This window comes from Devosia sp. XGJD_8 (assembly GCF_046614475.1).
In the GTDB taxonomy this organism is placed as follows: Bacteria; Pseudomonadota; Alphaproteobacteria; order Rhizobiales; family Devosiaceae; genus Devosia.
This window is the reverse complement of the sequence record NZ_JBKJHF010000001.1, coordinates 1453741-1480455: the sequence shown is the minus strand read 5'-3', so window position 1 is coordinate 1480455 and position 26715 is coordinate 1453741. Positions and strand designations below refer to the sequence as shown.

Here is a 26715-nt window from a genome sequence, read left to right as displayed (position 1 = left end):
GTCAACATTTGTTGACACAATACCAAGCGTCAACTATTGTTGACGCATGACCGAGATCCCATATCCCAGCAATACCGATGATCCCGAGCAGGCGCTGGCCAGCGTGGTGGCCCTGCGGCTGATGGCGGATCGACTGGAACGCAAGGCGGTGGCCGAGGCGCTGGCGCAGGGCTGGTCCTGGGCCCGCATTGCCCAGGCGCTGGGTGTCAGCAAGCAGGCGGCGCACAAGCGGCTTGCCGGCATCGTGCCGACGATAGACATTTAAGGAGACCCGCTATGTTTGGCAGGCTGAAGCAGAACTTCAAGGACATGGGCACCATTAAGACGCTGTGCGAGGCGGCGGAACGGATTGCCAATGCGGCGCAGCAAAAGGTGCCGGGCGCCGAGCATTTCGTGCTGGCGGCGCTGGAGCTGCCGGATGGATCGGCAATGCGGGTGTTCCGCAAGCTTGGCATCAGCCGCGAGGCCTTTGCCGAGGCGCTGCGGGAGCAGCACCGCGCCGACCTGCGCCGGGCCGGCGTGAGTGAGGCGGTCATTGCCGGTTCGGAACGCGACGTGCCGCCCCTGCCCCGGCCCAAGGAGCTCTACAATGCCGCCCCGTCTGGCGAAGCCTTGCTCAAGGGACTGGCAGCGCTGCGCAAGCGTGGCGTTTCGGGACCGCTGAGCGGCGTGCATGTCCTCGAGGTTGTTCTTGCCATGCAGCACGGCCCGACGATCCGCGCTTTCGGCCAGCTCGGCCGTGATCCGGCGGCGGTGATGGCCGCGACGGAGAGCGAGATGGTGCTGGCTGCCTGAGCGGCCAGCTATTCGGCCGCGGGGACGCCGCGCTTGACGAAGCCTTCGGGGTCGTTGGCGGTACGCAGCAGCTGTTCCTCGGCCTCGGTGGCCTCGCGCTGGCGATTCCACATCTGGGCGTAGAGGCCATCCTGCTGCAGCAGGGCTGCATGATTGCCGCGCTCGGCAATGGCGCCATCGCGCAGCACCAGGATCTCATCGGCATTGACCACGGTGGAGAGACGGTGGGCGATAACGACGGTGGTGCGGTTTTTCGAGACGACATCGAGAGCGGACTGGATGTCGCGCTCGGTCTTGGTGTCGAGCGCCGACGTTGCCTCATCGAGAATGAGGATGGACGGGGCCTTGAGGATGGTGCGGGCAATGGCAACGCGCTGCTTTTCACCACCGGAGAGCTTGAGACCCCGCTCGCCGACGGGCGTCTCGTAGCCCTTGGGGAGGGTTTCGATGAAGGGGCCGACCTGGGCCATGGCGGCGGCGGCGCGGACATCCTCGGCGCTGGCGCCAGGACGGCCATATTCGATGTTGTAGCCGATGGTATCGTTGAACAGCACCGTATCCTGCGGGACCATGCCAATGGCTGAACGCAGGCTCTCCTGCGTCACCTTGCGCAGATCCTGCCCGTCAATGGTGATCGAGCCGCCGGTGACATCGTAGAAGCGGTAGAGCAGCCGGGAGATGGTGGACTTGCCGGCGCCGGTCGGGCCGACGATGGCGACCGTCTTGCCGGCGGGGACCTCGAAGCTGACGCCCTTGAGGATGGGGCGATCGGGATCGTAGTGGAAGGTGACGTTGTCGAAGCGGATGACCGGGCCGGTAATGGTGAGCGGCTTGGCGTCGGGCGCGTCCTCGACTTCGGGAGACTGGTCGAGCAGCTTGAACATCGCTTCGATATCGGTGAGGCCCTGGCGCAGCTCGCGATAGACGAAGCCGATGAAATTGAGCGGCCGGTAGATCTGCATCAGGAAAGTGTTGAGCAGGACAAAGTCGCCCAGTGTCAGCGTGCCATTCATGACCCCGACGATCGACATGACGGCGATGATCAGGAAGCCGGTATAGAAAATGACCGCCTGGCCAAAGTTGAGAAAGCCCAGCGAGGTCCAGATTCGGATGGCCGAGCGCTCATAGCCGGCCATGGAGACATCGTAGCGGGCGGCCTCCATCTTCTCGTTGGCGAAGTATTTCACCGTCTCGTAGTTGAGCAGGCTGTCGATGGCCTTGCCGTTGGCATCGGTATCGGAATCGTTCATGGCGCGGCGAATGCCGATGCGCCAGTTCGATGCCTTGATGGTGAAATAGAGGTAGGCCCAGATCATCACCACCAGCACGCCAAGATAGCTGATGCCGAACAGCCAGACGAAGATGATGGCGGTGACGATGAATTCGACAATGGTGGGGGCGATGTTGAGCATCGCAAAACGCACCACCGTTTCAATGCCCTTGGTGCCGCGCTCAATGACGCGGCTGAGCCCGCCGGTGCGGCGCGCCAGATGGAAGCGCAGCGACAGGCGATGCAGATGATGGAAAGTCTGCAGCGCCAGCTTGCGCACGGCATGCTGGCCCACGCTGGCGAACAGCACGTCGCGCAACTGCTGGAAACCGGCATCGATGACGTTGCCCAGCGTATAGGCGATGACGAGCACGATGGGCACGGCGAGGCCGAGGATCACGGCGCTATCGGGCGCCGAGCCATCAAGGCTGTCGATAATGCCCTTGTAGGCAAAGGGAACAAGCGTGGTGGCGACCTTGCTGAGCAGCAGGGCGCCGATGGCCAGGACTACGCGCAGGCGCAAGTCGGGGCGATCTGCCGGCCACATATAGGCCCACAGGTTCTTCATTGTAGAGAGCAATGAGCCTTCGTCCGCGCTAACGGACGGCTTGCTATCAGCGCTGTCAGACGACATCAGGCGGGTTCCGCTTCCAGTTTGGATGGAGCGGGACTGAAGCCCGCAATCATGCCGGAATAGGCGGCGCCGAGCGCTGCCAGCCGGTCATGCTGGACGATGTAGCAATTGCGCGTGCCGCGGGGCTTGCGCTCGATGAGGCCCGCATCCAGCAGCACCTTGATGTGCTGGGAGACGGTGGATTGGGCGAGGGTCAATTCGTCGGTCACGTCGGCGCAGCAGCATTCGCCGCGCTCCTGCTTGGCCAGGATGCGCAGGATATTGAGCCGTACCGGATGGCCCATCGCTCGCATGATGGTGGCAATATCGTCGTCGTGCATGGTCCTGCCAGTGTTGATCGTCATTTAACGATAAAATGGGGGCTGACACGCAAATAATCAATGGCCCGCCGAAGGGCGGGCCACTTTGTGCGCATTTAGTTGGGCAGTTCGAACACCTGACCGGGATAGATACGGTCCGGATCGCGGATCTGGCCGGTATTGGCCTGGTAGATCGTGGTGTATCTGATGCCCTCGCCATAGACGCGCCGGGCGATGGTCCAGAGATTGTCGCCGCGGCGAATGATGGCCTTGCCGGCGGCAAAGCGCTCGGCATTGGGACCGCCAATGGAGACGCCGACCAAGGTCGGGACAGCGGGCTCTGCAGCGGCCGCAACGGCCGGCGCTGGCGCGACGGCAACCGCGGCCGGTGCCGGATCGACGGCGGCCGGCTCTGCGGCTGCGGGCTCGGTCGCGGCCGGTTCGGAAGCAGTCGGCGCCGTGGCTGCCGGCTCTGCCGCCGCAGCAGGAGCGGCATCCGCAGCCGGCGACGGATCCGTTGCCGGTGCCGGCGCGGCGGGGGGGGCCTGAGCCACTGCAGTGGCCGGCGTATCGGTTGCCGGCAGCTCGACGACAAAGTCCACCTCGGCGCGGGCGGCGACCTCGGCACTATCGGCCTGCAGCATGTCGATGCGCACGCGTTGCTGGGGCTTGGTCAGCACATTGCCGGCCTCGACGAGCCAGCGCCCGGCGCTGACCAGAGCATCGGCGATGAAGCTGTCATCGACGTAGAGACGCATAGTGGCGCCTTCCGGCCCTGCGCCGGCAAAGAAGGTGCGATCGTCTTCGATCTCGATGGCGTCAATGGTCGGCGGAACGCTGCCGAGCGCGGCCGGGGCGGCTGGTGCCGCAGCGGGCGCCGGCGCGACGGCGGCAATACCGGGGGCCGTTGAGGCTGGTGCCGAAGGGGTGGCCGCGGGTGCAGTGGCCGCGGGTGCCGTGGCAGGCGCTGCTACGGTGGCAGGCGCTGCGGCGCTGGCTGCTGGCTCCGTTGCTGCCGGCGTCGCAGGTGCTGCGGGTTCGCTGCTGGCGGTAGTCGGAGCAGGTGTTGGTGCTGGCGCGGGCTCGGTCGCGGCCGGCTGTGCCGGTGCGGGTTCCGGCGTTGCGGCCGGCTCGGTAGGCGGGGATGCAGCGGGTTGCGCGGGAGCGGCCGGCTGGGTGGTCGCGGCGGCAGCGTTGGCTGGAGCAGCAGGGGCTGTCGCGGGCGGAGCTTGCGTGGTGGTCGCTGGGGGAGAAGGCGTTGTGGCAGCGGGTGCGGCCGCGGGCGCCACGGGATCGGCGGCGGCAAGCTGGGTGGGGGTCTCGGCGCCCGGGCGATTGATGCCCTGCAACACTTCGCTGGCGGCGCCGGGCGTGCTGGCGACAACCAGCGGCTCGCTGGACTTGTCGTCATTGATGACGACGACAAAGGACTGGGCGGCGCGGCCGGTCTTGCCGGCCTCGGCCAGGGTCAGCTCGGTGCCGCCGGGCGGGATCGGTGCGTCGGGGACAAAGACCCAGTCGCCACTGGATTCGACCGTTGCGGTGCCCAGCAGCACATCGTTGGAATAGATCTCGACCTGGCTGCCCGGCGTGCCGCTGCCGGCGATGACGACCGAACCATCGGGTTCGGCGCGCAACAGGCTGAAGGTGGCAGCGACCAGATCTTCGGCCGGGGTGACATCGAGAGCCGGCTCACCTACTGCGGCAGCCGGTTCCTGCGCCGGCGTGGCCGGGGCATCGGCCGTGACGGTCTCGACAGGGCCGGCAGGTGGCAGAATGCCGGCGTCGGTCATCTTGCCGCGCAGGCACTGGCCCATGCCGTCGCTGGAACTGAAACAGGAGACGAGGGAGGGCCCCGTCAGAACGCCGATGATGACGACAAGAGTAACCGCCGCTGCCCCGAGAGTGAGCGCAAGAGGTTTTTTCGGAGCGGTTTCGGCCAGTTTGTCCTCCAGGACCGTTGTGGCAGTTGACCCGTGACCGGGCTGCCAGGTTAAGCCACTTTGTCTGTCGTCCCCAGCGCCGTTTCAGTCTTCAGCAGCTTGTAGGTTATTGATTCATACAGAGCTTCAAAGGACGCATCAATGATGTTGGGGGAAACGCCGATCGTATACCAGCGCTCGCCGCTGCCATCGCGGCTTTCGACCAATACACGGGTGACCGCGCCCGTGCCGCCGTCGAGGATACGCACCTTGAAGTCGACCAGTTCGAGATCCTCGATGCGGCCCGAATACTTGCCGAGATCCTTGCGCAGGGCCAGATCCAGGGCGTTGATCGGGCCGTTGCCCTCGGCAACGGACATCAGCAACTCGCCCTCGACACGCAGCTTGACCACCGCTTCGGTGACACTGATCTCCTCGCCCTGGGCATTGTGGCGGCGCTCGACGCTGGCGCGATAGTTCTCGACGGTGAAGTAGCTGGGCATCGTGCCGAGCACCTCATGGGCCAAGAGGGCAAAGGAGGCGTCGGCGCCGTCATAGGAATAGCCGCGCGATTCGCGCTCCTTGACCGTGGCCAGGAGGCGCTCGAGGCGCGGGTCATCCTTGGCGAGCACGATGCCGTGGCGGGCCAGAGCCGTCAGCAGATTGGACTTGCCGGCCTGCTGGCTGACCATGATGGCGCGCTCATTGCCGACGCTTTCGGGCGGCACATGCTCATAGGTGGAAAAATCCTTGAGCAGGGCCGAGGCGTGGATGCCGGCCTTGGTGGCGAAGGCGGACGCGCCGACATAGGGCGACTGGCGGGTCGGGGCACGGTTGAGGCGATCATCAAAGGCGCGCGAAATCTGGGTGAGGCGCTGCAGCCGGGTCGGGTCGATGCCGGTCTCAAGGCGATCGGCATAGAGCGGCTTGAGCAGCAGGGTGGGGATCAGCGTCACGAGGTTGGCATTGCCGCAGCGTTCGCCCAGGCCATTGAGCGTGCCCTGGATCTGGCGGACGCCGGCTTCCACGGCGGCGAGCGTATTGGCCACGGCCTGGCCGGTATCGTCATGGGCATGGATGCCGAGGCGATCACCGGGCGCAACGGCCAGCACCTTGCCGACGATCTCCCGCACCTCGCTGGGCATGGTGCCGCCATTGGTGTCGCAGAGCACCACCCAGCGGGCGCCGGCATCGAGCGCGGCCTTGACGCAGGCCAGGGCATAATCGGGATTGGCCTTGAAGCCATCGAAGAAATGCTCGCAATCGACCAGGGATTCCTTGCCGGCGGCGACGGAAGCGGCGACGCTTTCGCGCAGATTTGCGAGGTTTTCCTCAAGCGATATCTCAAGTGCCACCGTCACCTGGTGGTCCCAGGCCTTGGCGACGAAACAGGTGGCGTCGGCCTCGCAATTGAGCAGGGCCTGGATACCCGGATCATTGGCGGCGGAGCGCCCTGCCCGCTTGGTCATGCCGAAGGCGGTGAAGGTGGCCTTTTTGGTGCGGCGCTGATCGAAAAATTCGGTATCGACCGGATTGGCGCCGGGATAGCCGCCCTCGATATAGTCGACGCCCAGCTCTTCGAGCAGGCCGCAAATCGAGATCTTGTCCTCGAGCGAGAATTCGATGCCGGCGGTCTGCGCGCCGTCACGCAGCGTGGTGTCGAAGATGTAGAGGCGGTCTTTGGACATGTGGGCTACTCGGTTACTGCTGATGCGGCCAGTCAGCCGTGTCGTGGTCGGGGTGCTGATGGCTGGTTGCCGCGATCAGGGCCGCGCTTTCCGGCGCCCGCTCCTCGATGGGCGCCACATCGGGCAAACGGCCCAAATCGTTCACCCAGGACAGGCGGCTATTGGTCCCATGCTGGTCCTTGGGCGGGAAGGCTTCCGGGTTGTCGAGCGATCCGATTGAGACGCTCATCCAGCTGCCGCCGACATGGTTGAAGCTGAGCGGCGTTCCACAATCGCGGCAGAAGCCGCGCTCGACCGGTTCCGACGAGCGGAACATCGCAATCGTGCCGCGCGTGACCTCAAAGCTCTCCAGCGGGCCGCCGACCAGTGGCGCGTAGAAGGCTCCGAACGCCTTCTGGCACATGCGGCAGTGGCAGATATGTGCGCCCTCGGGCTTGGCGGTGAAGCGGTAGCGCACGGCGCCGCACTGGCAGCCACCGGACCAGGTTTCAGCCATTGTCGCCTCCTCGGGGTGGCCAGTCGGCCGTATCGTGATCGGGATGCTGGTTGGAGTGGATGCCGGCGAGGAAGTCGCGCCATTCATCGCTGGATTCGGTGCGGGCCGGCAGGGCGGTCAACCCGTCGAAGAAGGGCAGCTTGTCGGTGAGATTGACCTGGATGACCGGCGCGGCGACCGTGGGATCGTCGAAGGCGCCAATGGCCAGCTCCAGACCGAAGCGGGTCTCATAGGCCAGCGGCGTGCCGCAATCGCCGCAAAAGGCCCGGCGGGCGGCGTTCGAGCTCTGGAACCATTTGGGCTCGCCACGGGTCCATGTGGCGTTATGGGCGGTGACCAACGGGCCGAAGAAGCCGCCGAAGGCCTTCTGGCACATGCGGCAATGGCAGATGGAGGGGCGGCCGAGCCGGGTGACGCGAAAGCGCACCGCGCCGCACTGGCAGCCACCGGTATGGGCTTCGGGCTTGTCAGTCATGCTTGGGCCTCATGCAAAGCGGCCCAGACGGCGTCGAGCACAGCGTCCGGGCGGGCAAGGATATCGTGGTTCCAGATGCGGGGGACTGCGGCATCACCGCTTGACCTCCCACTTCGTCTGGCGCTGGCCGGCTTCGTCCTTGTAGTCCATCAGGGCGATGCCCTGTTCGGCGAGTTCGTTGCGGATGGCATCGGCCTTGGCGAAGTCCTTGGCGTTGAGGGCGGCGAGGCGTTCAGCAACAGCCATTTCAACGCGACTATCGCGCATGACCTCGTAGCCGAGCAAATCAACGCCCACCAGTTGAAGAGCCGACCAAAGTTGGTTGAATGAGGGGTGAAAGAGATTGGAGGGCGACTCGGTACCCACAGATACGCCGAAGGACCTGGATGCAACCTCAGTCAAATAACGCAGCGCTGCCGGCGTATTGAGGTCCTCCGACAACAATTTCAAGAATTCTGGCGGTACCTCAGTTGCTTGGACGTGACTGCGACTAACGCTTCCATGACGCAGGGGGGCGCGCCATTTGTGAAGGATGTTTTGTGCTTCCTCCAGACGCCGCACCGAGAAGTCTATCGGCTCGCGATAGTGCGTCATCAACATGGCGAAGCGCAGGACTTCACCCGGCCATTTGCGGCCGCCGAAGTCCTCGGAGTCCAGCAGTTGGCTGATGGTGTAAAAATTCCCCAGGCTCTTGGACATTTTCTGTCCTTCCACCTGCAGGAACCCGTTGTGCATCCACACATTGGCCATGGCGTGGGTGCCGTGGGCGCAGCGGGATTGGGCGATTTCGTTTTCGTGGTGGGGGAAGATGAGATCGAGCCCGCCGCCATGGATGTCGAAGACGTCGCCGAGATAGGCCGCGCTCATGGCGGAGCATTCGATGTGCCAGCCGGGGCGGCCGCGGCCCCATGGGCTGTCCCAGCCGGGTTCTTCGGCGCTGGACTGTTTCCAGAGCACGAAATCGGCGGGGTTGCGCTTGTGGGCGTCGACGGCGATGCGGGCGCCGGCGAGGTTGTCTTCTAGGTTGCGGCCGGACAGCTGGCCGTAGTCAGGCATGGACTGGACGGAAAACAGCACTTCGCCATTGGCCTCATAGGCGTGGCCGCGCTCGATCAGGGTCTTGATCAGGCTGACCATGTCGGGCTTGCCATCGGGGCGCGGCAGCACGAAATCGGTGGCGCGAGGCTGGTAAGTGGGCGGCAGGTTGCCGAGGCGCTCGGCATCGGCGAGGAACTGCGCCTCGGTCTTTTCGGTGACCTTGCGAATGGCTTCGTTCAGCGGCAGGTCGGGGTAGTCGCGCAGGGCGCGGGCGTTGATCTTGTCGTCGACGTCGGTGATGTTGCGGACATAGGTGACGTGCTCGGCGCCATAGACATGGCGCAACAGGCGGAACAGCACGTCGAAGACGATGACCGGACGGGCATTGCCGATATGGGCGAAGTCATAGACCGTGGGACCGCAGACATACATGCGCACATTGTTCGCATCGAGGGGCGTGAAGGGCTCCTTGCTGCGCGTGAGCGTGTTGTAGAGGCTTATCTGCGGTGTGCCCGAGGTCATCGTCGAAAATCCTGGCCATGCGGAGTTGCGCTGGCTGACGGGGCTCTTCGGGTATCAGAAATCAGGGATGAAGAAGACCGCGCCGCCAACGAGTGGTTAGCAGGTAATAATGCAGCGGTTAATCAGAATGAACCGGGTCTTCATGGCGCGGACATTGACGGCTGTCCGAGGGGAAATCAAGCCGAAAAGAAAAAGGGCGATCCCCAGGAGGACCGCCCAATCGCTTTGGAGGCGATATTTTCAGGCTGCCCGCCACTCGACCATAGGTCTCGTGGCCTGCCTCGCTAAAATCGCTCCACCGGAGCGATTTTGCCCTTCGGGCCGCAAGTCAGCCGCGGAACTGCTGGTGGCAGGCGCCGCAGGTGGCGCCGAGGGCCTGGACGGCCGCGGCATAGGCGGTGGCGTCGCCGGCTTCGGCAGCGGCGAGGCCATCGGTGGCAGCCTGCTTGCCGGTTTCGACGATGGCGACGAAATCTTCCCAGTTCTCCCAGATGGCGGGGAGCGCTTCGCTGTCGCCAACGATCGAGCCTTCGGGGAAGAGATCGGGAATGTGGGTGTAGTTGTCGAGCAGGGTCTGCATGGCCGCAACGGCTTCAGCGCCCGATAGATTGCCGGCAGAGCGCAGCAGGGCGCCATCCTCGCGCATCAGCGCCTTGCGGGCCGCGAGGGCCTCTTCCGCGGTGGCAGGCGGAACGAAGGCGTCCTGCGCCACGGCCGCGACGACGCCAAGCGTCATCAGGCCAGCAATGGCCATCGCGGAAAACTTCTTGATCGACATGAGTTGCACCCTCAACGATTTTGACCCAGGCGGCGCATGCAGCGTCCGCCAAGACCAAAGTCTGGCATGGCCAGATGACACGCCCAACGCCCACACGGGAATGTTATCGGAATTGCAAGGTGTTAGGCGAGCGCGACCTTCTGGAGCATGTCGCCGAACACGGACTGGCCGGAAGTAGAGACCGCGCCAATGCGAACCATGTCGCCAGGCTTGAGGAAGGGCGTGCGGGCGCGGCCGTATTTCAGCTTCTCGACCGTGCGCGCCTCGGCAATGCACGCAAAGCCGATGCCATCGCGCTTGATGGGCAGGGTTTCGTCGTGGCGGTTGGAGACGGTGCCACCCCCGATAATGGTGCCGGCGGCCAGGCCGCGGGTGCGGGTGGCCTCGACGATCAGGTCGGCGAAATCGAAATGCATGTCGGTGCCGGCATTGGGCTGGCCGTAGAGGACGTCGTTGACCTCGACACGCACCGGCAGGTGCAGGCGATTGTCGCGCCAGGCGGCGCCCAGGCTTTCGGGCGTCGCGACAATGGGGGCGAAGGCGGTGGAGGGCTTGGCATGGAAGAAGCCGAAGCCATTCTGCAGGTCATCGACGACCAGCCGGCGCAGGGAAACGTCGTTGCAGATCGTGACGAGGCGAATGGCTGCGGCTGCCTGCTCGCGGCTGGCGCCCATGGGCACCGGCCCGACAATGACAGCGACTTCTGCCTCGAAGTCGATGGCGAGGTCCGGATCGGTGACGCGGATGGGGTCGGTGGGCGCGGACAGCGAATCAGAGCCACCCTGGTAGAGCAAGGGGCGGGTCGACTGCAGCTCTTCATCCTTGCTGCCCTTGAGGCTGCGCACGCGTTCGAGGTGGCTGAGGTAGCCGGCGCCGTCGATCCACTGATAGGCCCGCGGCAGCGGCGCAAGGGCCAGGTCGGCATCAAAGGGCTGACCGGCAATGGCACCGGCGTCGAGCTGGCCCGCCAGGGCCGCAAGGGCGGGCACAGCGGCCTCCCAATCGTCGAGTGCAGCCTGCAGGGTCGGGGCAATGCGCCCGGCGGAAACATAGCGGCCGAGGTCGGCCGAGAGAACGACGAGCTGACCATCGGGGCGGCCATTGCGGAGCGTTGCTAGTTTCATCGGGCGCAATCTCGAAGTTGTGTGGCCTTGCAGCGCTACCACGGCAACGGCTCAGCCACTATAGTGTTGCCAATGGTCCTGACCTTCTCTTTAAGGACCGCAAAGGGCGCTGGGCGCCGGCAATGGATTCGAGGACAGGCTTGGGCAGGAACGGCGGACGCGCCCTTATACTATCTGTGCTGGCGGCGATCTGCCTGATCATGGACGTGAACACCGCCTATGCCCAGGCGGCACAATGCGCCCAGCTGGACAATGCCCTGCGGCAGTTCGACAGCAATGCCGAGTTCCGGCAAATGGGGGGCAATTCCCAGGCAGCGCGCCAGGCGGCACGGGATGTGCAGGCCATGGAAAGCCGCTATGTCCGCGACGGATGCAATGACGACGCCAAGGCCGGGCGCACGCTGACCAACCAGTGCCAGCAGATCGGGCGCGAAGTGCTGCGGCTGCGCGAGGTTGCCGCGGATGTGTCGCGCCAGGTGGAGACGGCCAATGCCGTCGCCGGCCAGCGCGAGGCGATCCTGCAGGAAATGGCGCGCTTCGGCTGCGGCGAGAACCGCGGCTCCAGCGCCACCTTCACCAATGAGCGGCAGTCGGTGTTCGACCGAATCTTCGGCACCACGTCGGAAGGCGACTTCACCGACGGGCAGATGGTGGATGGCGGCGACTATTGGGGCTACCAGGGCTACCAGACGGTGCGCACCGTCTGCGTGCGGCTCAGCGACGGCTATTTCTGGCCGATCAGCTATGCCACCCTGCCCGACTATGCCAGCAATGACGCCATGCAATGCGAGGCGAGCTGTCCGACAACGCCCGTAGAACTCTACATGTACGACAATCCGGGCCAGGAGCCCGAGCAGATGCGGAACCTGTTCGGCGAGCCCTATTCGGCGCTGCCCACCGCGTTCCGCTATCGCGACGAGCTGGACACCAGCGTCAGCGCCAGCTGCAAGGTAGCGCCGCAGTCCGATGGCACGATGAGCGTGGCGACGGGGAGTGATGGCTCGACGCGCATGATGATCGAAGTGGCTGGCGTCAGCTTCCCGCTGCCGCTGCGCGATCCGCGTGGACAGGCACCGGTGCAGGCGACCGTGGCGCCGCTCGAGACGGCCACGCTGGTGGACATCCCCCTGCCCCGCCGTCGTCCTGCCGGCCCCGGCGAGACCCCGGTCACGCGCCCGGTTCAGGCCGCGGCGGAGACCGAAATGCGGCTGGTGCAGTTTGGCGACAAGGTCGTCAGGGTAGTCGGTCCAGACACGCCTTACGCCCGACCAGCGGGAGCAGGGACTTAAGCTCCGGCCCATCGTGGCGCCCGGTCATGGCCAGGCGCAGCGGCAGGAACAGCGCCTTGCCCTTGCGGCCGGTGGCGGATTTGAGCGCATCGGTCCAGTGCGACCAAGTGGTCTGATCCCAGGGTTCGGGCGGTAGCAGGGCCTTGGCCAGAGCGAGGAAATCGCGATCTTCGTCGGCGACAATGGACTCGACGGGGCCGGTCACCAGCCTTGCCAGGTCGGCGATGTCGTTGAACTTGTGAAGATTGTCGCGCAGCAGCAGCCACAGTGCCTCGCCCTCGAGACCGAGGCTGGAGAGGCGGGGCTGGGCGGCCTCATAGGGCATGGCATGCAGCAGGCGGGCATTGAGGCCGTCGAGTTCGACCGGATCGAAGCGGGCGGAGCCGTGTGAAATCATCGAGAAATCGAGGCGATTTGCGATCTCGTCGAGGGTTTCGTAGGTCTCGATCGGCAGGCTGGTGCCGGTGATGCTGGCCATGATGGCGACGGCCATGGGCTCATAGCCGGCGGCGCGGAAATCGGCGATCGACTCCGAACCGAGGCGCTTGGAGAAGCCCTGCCCTTCGGCGTCGGTGAGCAGATTATGGTGCCCGAAGACGGGGACGGCGCCACCCAGGGCCTCGAATATCTCGATCTGGGTGCCGGTATTGGAGACGTGGTCTTCGCCGCGGATCACATGAGTGATGGCCAGGTCGACGTCATCGACCACGGAGGGCAGCGTATAGAGATAGGAGCCGTCTTCGCGCACCAGAACCGGATCGGACATGGAGGCGGTGTTGACGGTCTGCGGGCCCTTGATGAGATCGTCGAAATGGACCGGGCGGCCATCGAGCCGGAAGCGCCAATGCGGCTTGCGGCCCTCGGCCTCGAGCCGGGCGCGGTCTTCATCGGTGAGTTTCAACGCGGCCCGATCGTAGATCGGCGGCTTGTTGAGGGCACGGGCGCGCTTGCGGCGGCGGTCGAGCTCATCTTCGGTCTCGTAGCAGGGATAGAGCCGGCCGGCGGCGATCAGCCGGTCGCGGGCGGCATCATAGAGCGCGGTGCGCTCGGACTGGCGGACCAGCAGGTCCGGCGTGATGCCCAGCCAGGCGAGATCGACCTCGATGCCGTCGGCGAATTCGCGGGTCGAACGGGCCTGGTCGGTATCGTCCATGCGCAGGATGTAGCGGCCGCCATGGCGGCGGGCATAGAACCAGTTGAGCAACGCCGGGCGGGCATTGCCGAGATGGATGCGGCCCGTGGGAGACGGCGCCCAGCGAACGATAGTATCGGGGCTGGTCATCCGATGGTCCGATCCTTGTAGCCATTGGTGATCGGGTACTTGCGGCCGAGGCCAAAGGCCTTGGGCGTGAGCTTGGGACCGGGGGCAGACTGGCGGCGCTTGTATTCGGCGATATTGAGCAGACGCTCGATGCGCTCGACCAGCGCCTGATCGTAGCCCTTGGCGACGATGTCGGCGATCGACATCTCATCCTCGACCAGAGCGCCCAGGATGGTATCGAGGACAGGATAGGGCGGCAGGCTGTCCTGGTCGGTCTGGTTGGGGCGCAGTTCTGCGCTGGGCGCCTTGGCGATGATGGCCTGGGGAATGACCTCGCCGGCGGGGCCCCTGCAGTCGCCCGGCACATGGCTGTTGCGCCAGGCGGCGAGGCGATAGACCTCCATCTTGAACATGTCCTTGAGCGGATTGTAGCCGCCATTCATGTCGCCATAGATGGTGGCGTAGCCAACGCCCATTTCCGACTTGTTGCCGGTGGTCAGCAGCATGGAGCCGAGCTTGTTGGAAACGGCCATGAGCACGACACCGCGCATGCGGGACTGGATGTTTTCCTCGGCCAGATCGGGGACGCGATTGTCGAAGATGGGGGCCAGTTCGGCCAGCGCATCATCGACCGGGTTGCCGATGGAGACGATGTCGTAGCGGACGCCCAGGCGCTCCGCGCAGTCCCTGGCGTCCTTGAGGCTGGCCTCGGAGGTGTAGCGATAGGGCAGCATGATGCAGTGGACGTTTTCAGGGCCGAAGGCATCCACCGCCATGGCGGCGACAACGGCGCTGTCGATGCCGCCGGAGAGGCCCAGCACGACCTGCTTGAAGCCATTCTTGTGGACATAGTCGCGCAGGCCGAGCACGCAGGCCAGCCAGGGGGCTTCATCGGTGGTGGTCAGCTCGGTGACCGCACCCTGCTCGCAGGTCCAGCCATTGTCGCCCCGGACCCAGTCGGAGGTGATGAAGTCATTGGCAAAGGACTTGCCCTGGAAGACCAGCCGGTTGCCCGGCTCGATGCCGAAGGAGGCGCCGTCGAAGACCAGTTCGTCCTGGCCGCCGACCTGGTTGAGATAGAGCATGGGGACATCGTCTTCGGCGACGCGGGCCCGCACCAGTTCCTTGCGGATATGCTGCTTGTCGGTCCAGTAGGGCGAGCCATTGGGGCACAGCATGATCTCGGCGCCGCGCATGGCGAGGTGCTCGCAGACCGATGGGTGCCAGATGTCTTCGCAGATCGGGATGCCGACAGGCACGCCCTTGATCAGCACCGGCTCGGGCGGCGGGCCGGCGGTGAAATAGCGCTTTTCGTAGAAGACGTCGGTATTGGGCAATTCGCGCTTGAAGCGGGTGGCGATGATCCTGCCATTCTCGGCCACCAGAACGGCATTGTGCAGGCCGGTCTTTTCGCGCCAGACGGTGGGCAGGATCAGGACGACGTCGGTGCCACTGGTGTCCGCCACCAGATCGTGGGCTGCCTGCATGGCGTCGGCGACGAACTTTGGCTTGAACAGCAAATCATCCGGGAAATAGCCGGTGAGGAAGAGCTCGGACAGCATCAGGATGTCGGCCTTGGCGGCCACGGCATCGGCAAGTGCGGCGCGCGCCATGGCCAGATTGCCCACCAGGTCTCCGACCTTGGGATTGAGCTGGGCAAGCGCAATTCGGAGGCGGTCTGTCACGGGAATGGCCTAACTGGGATCGTGGGCAGGACGGGCGGTAAATCTACCAGCCCTGCCATACCCCCCTCCCCCAAGCCATTCAAGCGCAGCTTTCATGGTGGGGCGGGCGGCATTTTCGCCAGCGGCGTTTCAGAAGCGACCGGTCAGTTCGGCGCGCAGGCCATAGCGGAAGAGCGAGGCATAGGTGGAGGGCATGGTCTGGGCGGGCTGTGCGCCGCCGGCGGAGGTGCCGTTGAAGACGGCATCGAGCGTGCTCTCGAGATACCAGGCGCGGCCGCCGAGCCGCAGGGTGAGGTTTTCGGTGGGGTGGAAGCCAATCATGGCCTCGGTCATGACGCCATAGCCGCGGCCGGAGAAGGTGGTCGGGGCGTTTTCGTTGTAGACCGTACCGCCGAAATTGTAGCCGCCGGGCGAGCTGCCGCCGAGGACGCCGGACACATGGGCGTAGGGAACGCCGGCAAGCTCGCCCTGGATGTCGAACATGTCGAAGCTGGCGGTACCCTTGACGCCCAGGCGCAGTGCATGGATGTCGAGTTCATTGCGGGCCTCTCCCATGCTGGTCGGCACACCGGCGGCGAAGCTGGTGGCGTATTGGCCGGTGCCGATGGTGGGCGCGTCCTTCCAATAGTGGTAGCCGACCAGCCCACCGAAGGCGTAGCCCTCGGTCATGCTGCCGGCCGGGAGCCAGCCGAAATCGGCGCCGGCATAGCCGATGCGCGAGGAGTTGCCGATGGCGCCGCTGCCTGCGGGGGTAATGGCGTAGGTGCCGGTGGTGTGCAGGCCGAGGCCGGCGCGGCCGGCCACGTAGCTCTGGGTGGACAGATCCTCGATCTTGCCGTGCAGTTCGCCGATATGGGTCTGGTCGCGGGAGGTGACGGCGATGTTGCCCAACGGCGCCGTGCCGGTGAAGCCGGCATCGCGTCCGCCCCAGGAGTACCAGTAGGCCGTGCCGAATTCGAAGCGGATATCGTCCTCGCCGGCTTCCCAGCCCTCGACATAGGCAGGGCGCAGTTCGGGATAGTCGGCGGCCAAAGCCGGGACGGCGGCGCAGATCGCCAGAATTGCGGCGGCGGCTGGAATGGTGCGCTTCATCGAAACCTCCCGGGGGCGTCCTATTGTCGCAAAAATTTATGCTCCATTAGGGTTAAGGTTCCGCTAAGTGCCTCACAGCAACGCTATTTGGGGTTTTGGTAACCCGGCTGGAGCAAAGTTGAACGGCCAATGCAGGAATATGCATCGGCGGTGGCAACCCTGAGCGGTGTGGGGGAGTTGCCCAAGGGCTAGTTTGCAGAAGAGTTCTTATTATGACGCGCAAAATATTGGTGGTCGAAGACGAGATTTTCGTCGCTGCCGAGATCGAACATGTCATCGAAGAGATGGGCTTCACCCCGATCGGCATCGCGCCGGACGCACAGACAGCCCTGGCGCTGGCGTCGCATGCCGATGTCGCGCTGGTCGATCTCAACCTGCAGGACGGCCCCACCGGCATCACCATCGGCCAGATCCTGGCGCAGACGCATGGCGTGACCGTGCTGTTCATGACCGCCAATCCATCCCAGCTCGGCGATGGCGTGCCGGGCACCGTGGGCGTGCTGCCCAAACCGGTGACTGACCGCGAATTGCGGGCGGCCGTGGCCTATGCCGTGGCGCGGCGCGACGCCGCCGAGGCGACCCCGCCGCACCGGCTGAAACTGTTCAACTGGGCCGGCGCCGCCACTTCGGCCAGCTAAGGCCTACTTGTGCAGGCGCGCCGAACGGCGCAGCGCGTCGACGGGCAGATCGATCTCGACGCGCAGGCCATCCGCTTCCCACTTCCGTTCCAGCTTGCCGCGCAACTGACCCTCGATGCTGAGGCTGATCAGGCGCGAGCCGAAGCCCGCGAGCTCCGCATCGCCGCCAATGAAGGGGCCCGCAAGCTCCTTCCATGACAGGTGGTAGTGTTCGCCGTCGCGGCGGCCGGTGAGTTCCACCCTGCCCCCATCGACCGACAATGCGCCATACTTGGCCGCGTTGGTGCCCAATTCGTGGAACAGCAGGGCGAGAGGGGTGGCGGCGCCATCATCGATCTCGGTGTCTTCGCCGAGGAAGATGACCCGTTCGGCCCCGTCCTGGCGGTAAGGCTGCATCAGGCGGCTGATCAGCGATTTCAGCGAACCCTGGTTTTCCGGCGGTTGGGAGACGTGGCTGTGCGGGCGGACGAAATCGTGCGCCTCGCCCAGCGCGTAGATGCGCTGGCGCAGCTCGTCGGCGAAGGTCTTGACCTCGGGGCGGCCGCGCGCGGAGAGGCTGATGATGCTGGTCAGCACGGCGAAGATATTCTTGATGCGGTGGCTGAGCTCCTGCGCGACCAGTTCACGCTCCTCGGCCACGAGCTTTGTTTCGTGAATGTCGGTGCAGGTGCCGAACCAGCGCACGATCTGGCCGGCCGCATCGCGAATGGGGAGAGCGAGGCCCAGCGTCCAGCGGTATTTGCCGCTGTGGTGGCGCAGACGATATTCGATATTGTAGGGTTCGCCGGTGGCCAGCGAGTGGTGCCAGACCTTGCGGGCGCGCTCCTGATCGTCGGGGTGGAACATGTTGTTCCAGCCTTCACCATCGGTGGAGCCGACCGGCACGCCGGTGAACTCATACCAGCGGGCATTGTAGTAGTCGTGAAAGCCATCCGGCAGGGTCGACCAGACCATTTGCGGCATGGTGTCGGCGAGCGTGCGGAAGCGCAGTTCGCTTTCTGCCAGCGCCTCGGAAATGCGGCGCTGCTCGGTGACATCGACCACCACGCCGGGCAGGCGCACCGCCTTGCCCTCGGCATCGAGCCGCGCCCGGCCGGAAGCCACGACCCAGCGTGTCTCGCCATCGGGAGCCAGCAGGCGGTATTCGGACTGCAGCGACGAGCCATCGGCGAGGGCCTTGGCGATTTCCTCACCGACGCGATCACGATCATTGGGATGGATCGCCTGCAGGAATGCTTCGATCGGCAGGCCGAGGCCGGCGCGCAGCGGATCGACGTTGTACATGGCGGCGAACTTGTCGTCGGAGGTGACGATATTGTCCGTCACGTTCCAGTCCCAGGTGCCGACAAGGCTCGACCCGCTCAGGGCGAGGGAAAGCCGCTCCTCGCTGCGGGCCAGCGCCTTTTCGGCCAGGACCCGGTCGGTGATGTCATGGACCACGGCAAGCGAGCCCAGCGGGAGGCCATCCTCTCCCAGCACGGGACTGTAGTGCAGCTCGAGCCAGACTGGCTCCATCTGGCCATGGCGATTGAGCATCAGCTCCTGATTGCGCAGGGTCGTGGTGAGGCCGCGCAGGCCGCGGTCGATCTTGTCGCGATTGAAATCGGCCGCTTCGGGCCAGGCTTCGAGAGCCGGCTGACCGAAAATCTGGGGGTGCCGGCCGCCGGCGAACTCGGCATAGGCGTTGTTGTAGACGAGAATGCCATCGTCCCCGATCAGCATGGTCATGGGAGTGGACGCCGCCATCATGACGCGCACCGCGCCCTTGAGGCTTTCTGGCCAGCCCGGAATGGGACCGAGAGGGTTCCCCGACCAGTCGAAATCATTGATCAGCTTGAGCGTTGGATCCTGCTCAAGGCGAGCGCGCGCCTCAGGGGTGGCGGCAGGAAACAGTGATCTTGGCATGCGCGGCTTTCATGGAACGACAGGGGCAGGAACCGACGCAATATAAAAGGCCGCGCGTTGAGTGTGCAACGCGGCGAGCCCGGAGACGGTTCAACGGGTAGGCGGGATTATTCGCCGGCAGCCAGGCGCTGACGGGGGGGCTTCTGGGCGTGCACTTCCTCGGCGACGAGGAAGGCCAGTTCCAAGGCCTGGCTGGCGTTGAGACGGGGGTCGCAATAGGTGTTGTAGCGATCGGACAGCGACGCCTCGGTGACCGCGGAAACGCCGCCGACGCATTCGGTTACGTCATCGCCGGTCATCTCGATATGCACGCCACCGGCATAGGTGCCCATCTCGCGGTGAATTTCGAAGAAGGACTTCACTTCGGACAGGACGCGGTCGAAGGGACGCGTCTTGAAACCGGTGGAGGCCTTGATGGTGTTGCCGTGCATCGGGTCGGAACACCAGACGACGGTGCGTCCGGCCTTCTGCACAGTCTCGATGAGGCGCGGCAGGTGATCGTGGACCTTGTCGGAGCCGAAGCGGGCAATGAGCGTGATGCGGCCGGCCTCGTCGGTCGGGTTGAGCCGGTCGAGCAGGCGCAGCAGATCGTCATTGCTCAGGGTGGGGCCGCATTTGACGCCGATGGGATTCTTGATGCCGGCGAAATATTCGACATGGGCGGCATCGGGCTGGCGGGTGCGGTCACCGATCCACAGCATGTGGCCGGACGTGGCGTACCAGTCATTGGTGATGGAGTCGCGGCGGGTCAGCGCTTCCTCGTAGCCGAGCAGCAGGGCTTCGTGGCTGGTGAAGAAGCTGGTCTGGCGCAAAGCCGGCGTATTGTCGGGATTGAGGCCAAGCGCGCCCATGAAGGTGATGGCGTCATCGATCTTGCGCGCCACTTCCTCGTAGCGCGGATACCAGTTGGAGCCCTTCATGAAGCCCACGGTCCATTCATGGATGCGGGTCAGTTCGGCATAGCCGCCCATGGAGAAGGCGCGCAGCAGGTTCAGCGTGGCGGCGGACTGGCGGTAGGCCTGCAGCATGCGGTCGGGATCGGGGACGCGCGACTTTTCGGTAAAGGCGATGTCGTTGATGATGTCGCCGCGATAGGAGGGCAGTTCGACGCCATCAATGGTTTCGGTGTCGGAGGAGCGCGGCTTGGCGAACTGGCCGGCAACGCGGCCAACCTTGACCACGGGCTTGGATGCGCCATGGGTCAGAACGACCGCCATCTGCAGGAAGACGCGGAAGAAATCGCGAATGTGGTCGGCGCCGTGTTCGGCAAAGCTCTCGGCGCAGTCGCCGCCCTGGAGCAGGAAGGCCTCGCCGCGGGCGACGGCCGCCAGGCGCGCCTTGAGGTCGCGGGCCTCTCCGGCAAAGACCAGCGGCGGAAAGGTGGCCAGCTGGCGCTCGGCCTCGGCAAGCGCGGCGGCGTCGGGATAGGCCGGCACCTGGGAAATCGGCTTGGCACGCCAGCTATCGGGGGTCCAGGTGGTCATCTTCGGTCTCGCTCACGCGGGGTTACTTGCTGCTGGGGGCGGAATACCAAGGCTGGAGCGCGGTGCCAAGGATAATCGGGGGCGACATTGGTCGCAGCAGGCATGCGCAAGCGCCGCCTGCAGCGCGGTTGTCGTGTGGCCTGGTCCTGCTCACCGAGTGAGCCGTGATGGCGAGGCGACTGCCTCGAAGGTTAGTTTTGGATAGTGAGACAGACGCCTCGCCATCACGCCGGGATTTTTCACACACGCATCGAGCGGCCGCCCTTTCGGATTTTATCGCTTCCGTTCCGCCTGGAGGTTCGTGCCATTCGAGCGGAGCTCGCATGGCCTTGCCCTGCGGGACGGCGCGAGGCCGGTGGTCAGCATACATGCGGGAGCCTGGCGACCCATGCTCCCCGGCAGTCTGGCCCGCTCATCACTCGTCATGATCGCGCTCTGGCGGGTAGATGAGGTGATTATGCAGCAGGTCAGGCGGAGGGGGATAAGTTTTTGTCCGAACCTGAAAAGCCCAACAAATCCGGCCGTCACCCTCGGGCCTGACCGGAGGGGACCGCACTTATCTCACGATCGGAAAGTGAAGAGCCTCGGGTCAAGCCCGAGGGTGACGATCTGTGGGCCGGGAGGCGCAAGACGCAAGGGATCAGGCGTCAGCCGCCGATCTTCTTGCCGTCGCGGTATGTGTAGCTGGGGGCCTTGAAGGTCACCAGCTCCTCGGCGGCGGAGGGGTGGAGGGCCATGGCGCGGTCGAAATCGGCCTTGCTGGCGCCCATGCCCATGGGGATGGCGACGAGCTGGATCATCTCGGCGGCGCCCGGCCCCAGGATGTGGCAGCCCAGCACCTTGCCGCCGTCCTTTTCGGTGATGAGCTTGAGGATCATCCGCTCGGTGCGGCTGGAAAGCGTGTTCATCATCGGGCGGAAGCGGGCGAGATAGACGTCGATATCGCCATGGGTGGCGGCCTCGCCTTCGGTGAGGCCGATGACGCCGATTTCGGGTTCGGAGAAGACCGCGGTGGGGATCTGCGAGTGGTCGACGGCCAGCGGATTGTTGTTGAACACCGTCTCGGCGAAATACCAGCCCTCGCGAATGGCAACGGGCGTCAGCGCGGCGCGACCGGTGACGTCGCCGACGGCATAGATGGAGGGCACGGAGGACTGCGAGAAGGCATCGACCATGACGGCGCCATTGGAATGCAGCTTGACGCCCGCCGCCTCGAGACCGAGGCCGCCGGTATTGGCCGCGCGGCCGGTGGCGAACATCACGGCGCCATAGGGGGCGGTGACGCCATCGCTGAAGGTGGCGGAAATGTCGTCCCCTGCCCGCGTCAGCGACTTGATCGTGGTCTGGTAGATCAGCTTGATGCCGCGGTCGATGAGGCCGGCCTCAAGCCCGCGCCGCATGTCGTCATCGAAGCTTCGCAGGATGCAATCGCCGCGATAGACGATGGTGGTGTTGACGCCCAGGCCGGCAAAGATGGTGGCGAATTCCACCGCGATATAGCCGCCGCCCTCGATCAGGATCGAATGCGGCAGGGCCGGCAGGTCGAAGGCCTCGTTGGAGGTGATGGCCAGTTCGGCGCCGGGGATGGGCGGGATATAGGGATGGCCACCGGTGGCGACGAGGATGTAGCGGGCGTCCAGGTCGCGGTCCTGCCCGACCAGATGTACGGAATTGGGACCGGTGACGACGGCGCGGTCCTTGATGATCTCGACGCCAGGCTTTTCGAGATTGGCGGTGTAGGCGTGCTCGAGCCGGGTGATCTCCTTTTCCTTGTTGGCCACAAGGGTGGGCCAATCGAAGGAGGCATCGACCTGCCAGCCGAAGCTGGCGGCGACATCGAACAGCTCGTTGAAGCGGCTGGCATAGACATAGAGCTTCTTGGGGACGCAGCCGCGGATCACGCAGGTGCCACCGACGCGGAACTCCTCGATGATGGCAACCCTGGCGCCATAGGTGGCGGCCATGCGGGCGGCGCGCACGCCACCGGAGCCGGCACCGATAACAACGAGATCATAGCTGCCGGTCATGGACGTCCCCTGTATTTATCGTCATTCGACGATGGATGTAGGTTGGCGCTTCGCACAAAAAAAGACCCCGCACAAGGCGGGGTCCGATAGCTGCCATGCAATTGGCGCCGAATGCTAGACCTCGAAGCCCTTGGCGCGCAACTCGGCACGCACCTTGGCGAAGAATTCGGGGCGGGTGTTGTTGGTGAAGACCTGCAACACGGCCTGAACGTCGTTGTTCACTTCCGTATTGGCCTGGGCCAGCTTCTGGCCGGTCGGCGAATCGTAGAAGGCCACAATTTCCTGCAATTCCTCGACGGTGAAGCGCACCGCATAGATGCGGGCAAACTGGTCGAGCAGCTCGCCCTTGCGATCGCGATATTCCTCGAGGACCTTGCCGATGGCTTCGTCGGTCTCATCGACGAGTTCGGGATTCTGCTGCACGATCTGGCGCATGGTGCCGAGGCCAATTTCGACGAGGGTAATTTCATACACCGCGGCGCGGTCGGTCAGCTCGATATACTTGCGGGCCAAAGCCAGCTGCTCGGGCGGCACTTCCTGGGCCATGGCCGGCAGGGAGAGGGTGACAAAAGCGACGCTCAGCGCCACCGCTACCAGCGCCTTGGCGCGCATCATAATACCGGTCATCGTTGAAATACCCATCTTGTCTCGATCCATCAGTTCCCAGCCGAAAGCGTTTCTACGCCATCTGCCGTCGCCACATAAGCCGTCTTGCACATTTTGAGGAACAGCCCGTGCTGCACTACCCCGGCGATATCGAGCAAGTCGCGCGATAGCGCTTCTGGTCGCGAAATGCGGCCAAAAAAAGCATCCAGGATCAGGTGTCCACCATCTGTCATGTAGGGCGAGCCGGGCGCGGTCTCGCGCAGACGCAGTTCGCCCTCCGCGTCGTGGCGGGCCATGACGTCGGCAATGGCGCGGCGCGTGGCGCCCCGGCCGAAGAGGTTGATCTCGATGGGCAGGGGGAAGCGGCCCAGGGTTTGCACCAGCTTGGAGCCATCGGCGATGACGATCATCGCGTCGGAGGCGGCCGCGACGATCTTCTCGCGCAGGAGGGCGCCACCGGCACCCTTGATGAGGTTGAGCTGAGGATCGATCTCGTCGGCGCCATCGACCGTGACGTCCAGACGATCGAGGGTTTCGAGATCGGAGAGGGGAATGTTGAGCGAGCGGGCCTGCTGTGCCGTCGCCTCGGAAGTGGGGACGCAGAGGCATTCAAAGCCCGCGGCGACCTGCTGGCCGAGCAGATCGACGAAGTGGCGCGCCGTGGAGCCGGTGCCGAGGCCAAGCCGCATGCCGGGCTTGATGCCGGCCAGGGCCATGGCCGCAGCCTGGCGTTTCAATTGCTCGCTCATCGTCGCCTCGCGGTGTTTTGCATGGTGGCAATTGCAGGCGACAGGCCCTGAGTCAATGCCGCCAAAAGGGGGAGATCACGGATTGGTGAATGGACACTGTAACTTGCTGGCAACACATATTGGCGAAGGTGGGGCGGGTGTGGCGAATTTGGGGCAAGCGCCTCTTTTCGCACTATCACAAAACGCGTAAGCAACCGCAATTCTTGGGGCGGGCGAATCGAGTATCCGTTCTATTTCAGAGGCCACAGTCGTCAGATGTTCAATATCAAGTCAGCGATAGCAATCGGGCTGTCGATACTCTTGTCGGCGACCAGCGTCATGCCTGCGACCGCAGCGCTGGTATATGACCCCAACAGCGCCAGCTGGGTTGACTCCAGCGAGCTGGCAACACGTGCCCGCCCACGCTCCGGCAGCCCCATCCGCAAGGAAATCGTGAGCTACGAGACCCGCCACAAGCCGGGTACCATCGTGATCGAGACCGGTGAGCGCCGGCTGTACCTGGTGCTCGAAGACGGCAAGGCGATGAAGTATGGCGTCGGCGTCGGCCGCGACGGGTTCACCTGGTCAGGCACCCACCGGATCACCCGCAAGGCCGAGTGGCCCGGCTGGACCCCGCCGCCGCAGATGCGCAAGCGCGTCCCCGACCTGCCGGCCTTCATGCCCGGTGGCCCGGACAATCCGCTCGGCGCCCGTGCGCTCTATATCGGCTCGACGCTCTATCGCGTGCATGGCACGTCCGAACCCTGGTCGATCGGCCAGGCCGTGTCCTCGGGCTGCATCCGCCTCACCAATGACGACGTGGCCGACCTTTACGAGCGCGTCCAGGTTGGCGCGACCATCGTCGTCAACCACTAAGACCCCAGGGTTCCGCAGAAATTGCCAGAAGGACCGCCAAAAAGGCGGTCCTTTTTCTTTGTGGCGGCTTTGAACGTGGCGCAACAGGCTGTAGATTTGCAGCATGACCACTGCCACGCCTCCTGTTCGCCCGCTTGTCGACCGCTATGGGCGGCATGTGTCCTATCTGCGCATTTCGGTGACGGACCGCTGCGACTTCCGCTGCGTCTATTGCATGGCCGAGGACATGACCTTCCTGCCCAAGAAGGACGTGCTGCGCTTTGAGGAAATCGAGGCGATCGCGGGAGCGTTCATCGCGCGGGGGACGACGCGGATCCGGCTGACCGGCGGCGAGCCGCTGGTGCGGCGGGATATCATGGACCTGGTGGCAACGCTGGGGGCCAAGATCGGGCATGGGCTGGATGAGCTGACGCTCACCACCAATGGCAGCCAGCTGCGCCGGCACGCGCAGGGACTGGCCGAGGCGGGTGTGCGGCGGCTCAATGTATCGCTGGATACGCTGGACGCGGAGCGCTTTGCGGCCATCACGCGACGTGGGCGGCTGGATGACGTCCTGGCGGGCATAGATGCGGCGCAGGCGGCGGGCCTCGCCATCAAGATCAACATGGTGGCGATGCGCGGCGTCAATGACGACGAAATCGAGCCGATGATGGCCTGGGCGCATGGGCGCGGCATGGGGCTGACGCTGATCGAGGGCATGCCGCTGGGCGAAGTGGGCATTGACCGCGTGGACAGCTACCTGCCGCTGCGCGAACTGCATGATACCCTGGCGCGGCGCTATACGCTGACCAAGCTCGACAAGCGTACGGGGGGCCCTGCCCGCTATGTGCATGTGGCCGAGACGGGCGGCGTGCTGGGCTTCATCACACCGATGAGCCACAATTTCTGCGAAAGCTGCAACCGGGTCCGGCTGACGGCGACGGGGCAGCTCTTCCTCTGCCTGGGGCAGGACGACCAGGTCAACCTGCGCGACGCCCTGCGCGAGGGCGGCCCGGTGGCGCTGGATGCGGCTCTGGACCAGGCCATGCTGATCAAGCCCAAGGGGCATGACTTCGTCATCGACCGGACCAGGCCGGAACCGGCCCTGGGCCGGCATATGAGCGTGACGGGCGGCTAGCGGCCGGGGGCGCGCTCGACCAGTTCCACGAGAATTCCGTCCGGATCGCGGACGAAGGCGACGCGCTGGAGCACTTCGGTGAAGAATGCCGGACGCGGGCGCTCGATCACCGGGACGCCGGCAGCTTCGAGCGTGGCGAAAACGTCGTCCACGCTGTCGACGGCAAAGGTCAGGTGGCGCATGCCCGCCTCGTGCGGCGGCACGTCGCGCGAGCGGGCGACGTCGGCCACCGGGCAGGCAATTTCCAGCATGCCATTGCCGGTATCGAGAAAGATGTATTCGCCGCGCTCGTCGCCTTTGCGCAGGATGAGCTTCAGCCCGAGAAGGTCGCAGTAAAAAGCGATGGTCCGCGCGATATTTCCGCAGGTCATGCCGACGTGTTCGAGTGCTATGGCCATGTTACTTGTCATCATCCACGACGATGGCAAAATCGAGCGGCAAGGCAGTGGTGTATTTGATCTGGCCCATGGCGAAGGCGGAGCTCACATCGGTCAGGTTGATGCGGCTGATGAGCTTTTTGTAGAAGGAGTCATAGGCGCCGATATCGGGCACCACGACGCGCATCAGGTAATCGACTTCCCCGCTCATGCGGTAGAACTCGACCACTTCGGGAAACTCATCGATGACACCGGAAAACTTGCGCATCCAGGTGTCGTTGTGTTCGTTGGTCTTGACCGAGACGAAGACGGTGACGCCAACATTGACCTTGGCCGGATCAAGCACGGCGACGCGGCGCTGGATGACGCCATCTTCTTCCATCTTCTGGATGCGGCGCCAGCAGGGCGTGGTGGACAAGCCAACCTTGCGACCGATCTCGGCCACAGGCATGGTCGCATCCTTTTGCAGCAGCGTCAGTATCTTCCTGTCGATCTTGTCCAAAGCCATACCACCCCCGCGAAATCAGATTTCTAATTACGCCCGAAAACCAGCCCCAAATCGGCGGGTTAACTGCCACATCCGGGCGAG

25 protein-coding genes are annotated in these 26715 nt (G+C 64.7%); 6 read left to right on the top strand and 19 right to left on the bottom strand.

All coding sequences use genetic code 11. From position 1 onward, the window contains the following. Positions 1-46 precede the first annotated feature (46 nt). Both ACLI1C_RS06945 and ACLI1C_RS06940 read left to right on the top strand, forming a co-directional pair. Positions 47-265, top strand: coding sequence for a helix-turn-helix domain-containing protein (locus ACLI1C_RS06945; protein WP_411396152.1), 219 nt, complete (start codon positions 47-49; stop codon positions 263-265). A gap of 11 nt (positions 266-276) precedes the next feature. Then, the gene (locus tag ACLI1C_RS06940) at positions 277-795 is read left to right on the top strand and encodes a Clp protease N-terminal domain-containing protein (RefSeq protein WP_411396151.1); all 519 of its coding nucleotides are present in this window, start codon (positions 277-279) and stop codon (positions 793-795) included. 8 nt (positions 796-803) lie between these two features. On the opposite strand, the gene ACLI1C_RS06935 is transcribed toward ACLI1C_RS06940, so the two are convergent. The 9 genes from ACLI1C_RS06935 to ACLI1C_RS06895 all read right to left on the bottom strand — a co-directional run bounded on the left by ACLI1C_RS06935 (position 804) and on the right by ACLI1C_RS06895 (position 11041). Continuing rightward, positions 804-2699, bottom strand: a complete 1896-nt coding sequence (locus ACLI1C_RS06935) for an ABCB family ABC transporter ATP-binding protein/permease (RefSeq protein ID WP_411396150.1) — start codon at positions 2697-2699, stop codon at positions 804-806. Further along, positions 2699-3019, bottom strand: coding sequence for a metalloregulator ArsR/SmtB family transcription factor (locus ACLI1C_RS06930; RefSeq protein WP_332701288.1), 321 nt, complete (start codon positions 3017-3019; stop codon positions 2699-2701). Before ACLI1C_RS06930 ends, ACLI1C_RS06935 begins: the two co-directional genes overlap by 1 nt. 95 nt (positions 3020-3114) lie before the next feature. Then, on the bottom strand, positions 3115-4815 hold the full coding sequence (locus ACLI1C_RS06925; protein ID WP_411396149.1) for a LysM peptidoglycan-binding domain-containing protein: 1701 nt from the start codon (positions 4813-4815) through the stop codon (positions 3115-3117). A gap of 176 nt (positions 4816-4991) precedes the next feature. Beyond that, on the bottom strand, positions 4992-6608 hold the full coding sequence (cimA, locus tag ACLI1C_RS06920) for a citramalate synthase (protein ID WP_411396148.1): 1617 nt from the start codon (positions 6606-6608) through the stop codon (positions 4992-4994). A gap of 13 nt (positions 6609-6621) precedes the next feature. Next, entirely contained in the window at positions 6622-7104 is a 483-nt protein-coding gene (locus ACLI1C_RS06915; protein ID WP_411396147.1) for a GFA family protein, read from the bottom strand. After that, positions 7097-7579, bottom strand: coding sequence for a GFA family protein (locus ACLI1C_RS06910; protein WP_411396146.1), 483 nt, complete (start codon positions 7577-7579; stop codon positions 7097-7099). Before ACLI1C_RS06910 ends, ACLI1C_RS06915 begins: the two co-directional genes overlap by 8 nt. A 93-nt stretch (positions 7580-7672) precedes the next feature. Continuing rightward, positions 7673-9139, bottom strand: coding sequence for a cysteine--tRNA ligase (cysS, locus tag ACLI1C_RS06905; protein ID WP_411396145.1), 1467 nt, complete (start codon positions 9137-9139; stop codon positions 7673-7675). Positions 9140-9467: 328 nt separating this feature from the next. Beyond that, positions 9468-9917 carry a c-type cytochrome gene (locus ACLI1C_RS06900; protein WP_411396144.1) on the bottom strand — a complete coding sequence of 150 codons (450 nt, stop codon included), beginning with the start codon at positions 9915-9917 and terminating at the stop codon, positions 9468-9470. 122 nt (positions 9918-10039) lie between these two features. Continuing rightward, the gene (locus ACLI1C_RS06895) at positions 10040-11041 is read right to left on the bottom strand and encodes a fumarylacetoacetate hydrolase family protein (protein WP_411396143.1); all 1002 of its coding nucleotides are present in this window, start codon (positions 11039-11041) and stop codon (positions 10040-10042) included. Between the two features lie 200 nt (positions 11042-11241). Between ACLI1C_RS06895 and ACLI1C_RS06890 the strand changes: the two genes are divergently transcribed. After that, the gene (locus ACLI1C_RS06890; protein WP_411396142.1) at positions 11242-12330 is read left to right on the top strand and encodes a DUF2865 domain-containing protein; all 1089 of its coding nucleotides are present in this window, start codon (positions 11242-11244) and stop codon (positions 12328-12330) included. Here the strand turns inward: ACLI1C_RS06890 and gltX are convergent. The 3 genes from gltX to ACLI1C_RS06875 all read right to left on the bottom strand — a co-directional run bounded on the left by gltX (position 12275) and on the right by ACLI1C_RS06875 (position 16368). Next, positions 12275-13612 carry a glutamate--tRNA ligase gene (gltX, locus tag ACLI1C_RS06885; RefSeq protein ID WP_411396141.1) on the bottom strand — a complete coding sequence of 446 codons (1338 nt, stop codon included), beginning with the start codon at positions 13610-13612 and terminating at the stop codon, positions 12275-12277. The two genes, ACLI1C_RS06890 and gltX, sit on opposite strands and share 56 nt — an antisense overlap. Then, on the bottom strand, positions 13609-15276 hold the full coding sequence (locus ACLI1C_RS06880) for an NAD+ synthase (RefSeq protein ID WP_411396140.1): 1668 nt from the start codon (positions 15274-15276) through the stop codon (positions 13609-13611). The genes gltX and ACLI1C_RS06880 overlap by 4 nt, the downstream gene beginning before the upstream one ends. Positions 15277-15405: 129 nt before the next feature. Further along, positions 15406-16368, bottom strand: a complete 963-nt coding sequence (locus tag ACLI1C_RS06875) for a hypothetical protein (RefSeq protein WP_411396139.1) — start codon at positions 16366-16368, stop codon at positions 15406-15408. A 212-nt stretch (positions 16369-16580) separates the two neighbouring features. Here ACLI1C_RS06875 and ACLI1C_RS06870 point away from each other — a divergent pair, with 212 nt between their 5' ends. Further along, positions 16581-17006 carry a response regulator gene (locus ACLI1C_RS06870; protein WP_411396138.1) on the top strand — a complete coding sequence of 142 codons (426 nt, stop codon included), beginning with the start codon at positions 16581-16583 and terminating at the stop codon, positions 17004-17006. A gap of 3 nt (positions 17007-17009) precedes the next feature. Here ACLI1C_RS06870 and ACLI1C_RS06865 read toward each other — a convergent pair whose 3' ends face one another. The 5 genes from ACLI1C_RS06865 to rpiA all read right to left on the bottom strand — a co-directional run bounded on the left by ACLI1C_RS06865 (position 17010) and on the right by rpiA (position 23777). Next, positions 17010-18911 carry a PAS domain-containing protein gene (locus ACLI1C_RS06865; protein ID WP_411396137.1) on the bottom strand — a complete coding sequence of 634 codons (1902 nt, stop codon included), beginning with the start codon at positions 18909-18911 and terminating at the stop codon, positions 17010-17012. A 107-nt stretch (positions 18912-19018) separates the two neighbouring features. Beyond that, on the bottom strand, positions 19019-20395 hold the full coding sequence (locus tag ACLI1C_RS06860; RefSeq protein WP_411396136.1) for a class II 3-deoxy-7-phosphoheptulonate synthase: 1377 nt from the start codon (positions 20393-20395) through the stop codon (positions 19019-19021). Positions 20396-21042: 647 nt separating this feature from the next. After that, positions 21043-22422 carry a glutathione-disulfide reductase gene (gene gorA, locus ACLI1C_RS06855; RefSeq protein ID WP_411396135.1) on the bottom strand — a complete coding sequence of 460 codons (1380 nt, stop codon included), beginning with the start codon at positions 22420-22422 and terminating at the stop codon, positions 21043-21045. Positions 22423-22536: 114 nt separating this feature from the next. Next, positions 22537-23049 (bottom strand): DUF2059 domain-containing protein, encoded by a 513-nt coding sequence (locus tag ACLI1C_RS06850; protein ID WP_411396134.1) that lies wholly within the window; start codon positions 23047-23049, stop codon positions 22537-22539. A gap of 29 nt (positions 23050-23078) precedes the next feature. Beyond that, a complete protein-coding gene (gene rpiA, locus ACLI1C_RS06845; protein WP_411396133.1) occupies positions 23079-23777 on the bottom strand; it encodes a ribose-5-phosphate isomerase RpiA in 699 nt (232 codons plus the stop codon). 318 nt (positions 23778-24095) lie between these two features. Here rpiA and ACLI1C_RS06840 point away from each other — a divergent pair, with 318 nt between their 5' ends. Both ACLI1C_RS06840 and moaA read left to right on the top strand, forming a co-directional pair. After that, on the top strand, positions 24096-24632 hold the full coding sequence (locus tag ACLI1C_RS06840) for a L,D-transpeptidase (protein WP_411396132.1): 537 nt from the start codon (positions 24096-24098) through the stop codon (positions 24630-24632). A gap of 103 nt (positions 24633-24735) precedes the next feature. Next, complete coding sequence (gene moaA, locus ACLI1C_RS06835) at positions 24736-25749, top strand: GTP 3',8-cyclase MoaA (RefSeq protein WP_411396131.1); 1014 nt, start codon at positions 24736-24738, stop codon at positions 25747-25749. Here the strand turns inward: moaA and ACLI1C_RS06830 are convergent. Together ACLI1C_RS06830 and ACLI1C_RS06825 are read right to left on the bottom strand one after the other, a co-directional pair. Then, positions 25746-26147, bottom strand: a complete 402-nt coding sequence (locus tag ACLI1C_RS06830) for a VOC family protein (protein ID WP_411396130.1) — start codon at positions 26145-26147, stop codon at positions 25746-25748. The two genes, moaA and ACLI1C_RS06830, sit on opposite strands and share 4 nt — an antisense overlap. Position 26148: 1 nt before the next feature. Next, positions 26149-26628, bottom strand: coding sequence for an Lrp/AsnC family transcriptional regulator (locus tag ACLI1C_RS06825; RefSeq protein ID WP_411398244.1), 480 nt, complete (start codon positions 26626-26628; stop codon positions 26149-26151). Positions 26629-26715: the final 87 nt, after the last annotated feature.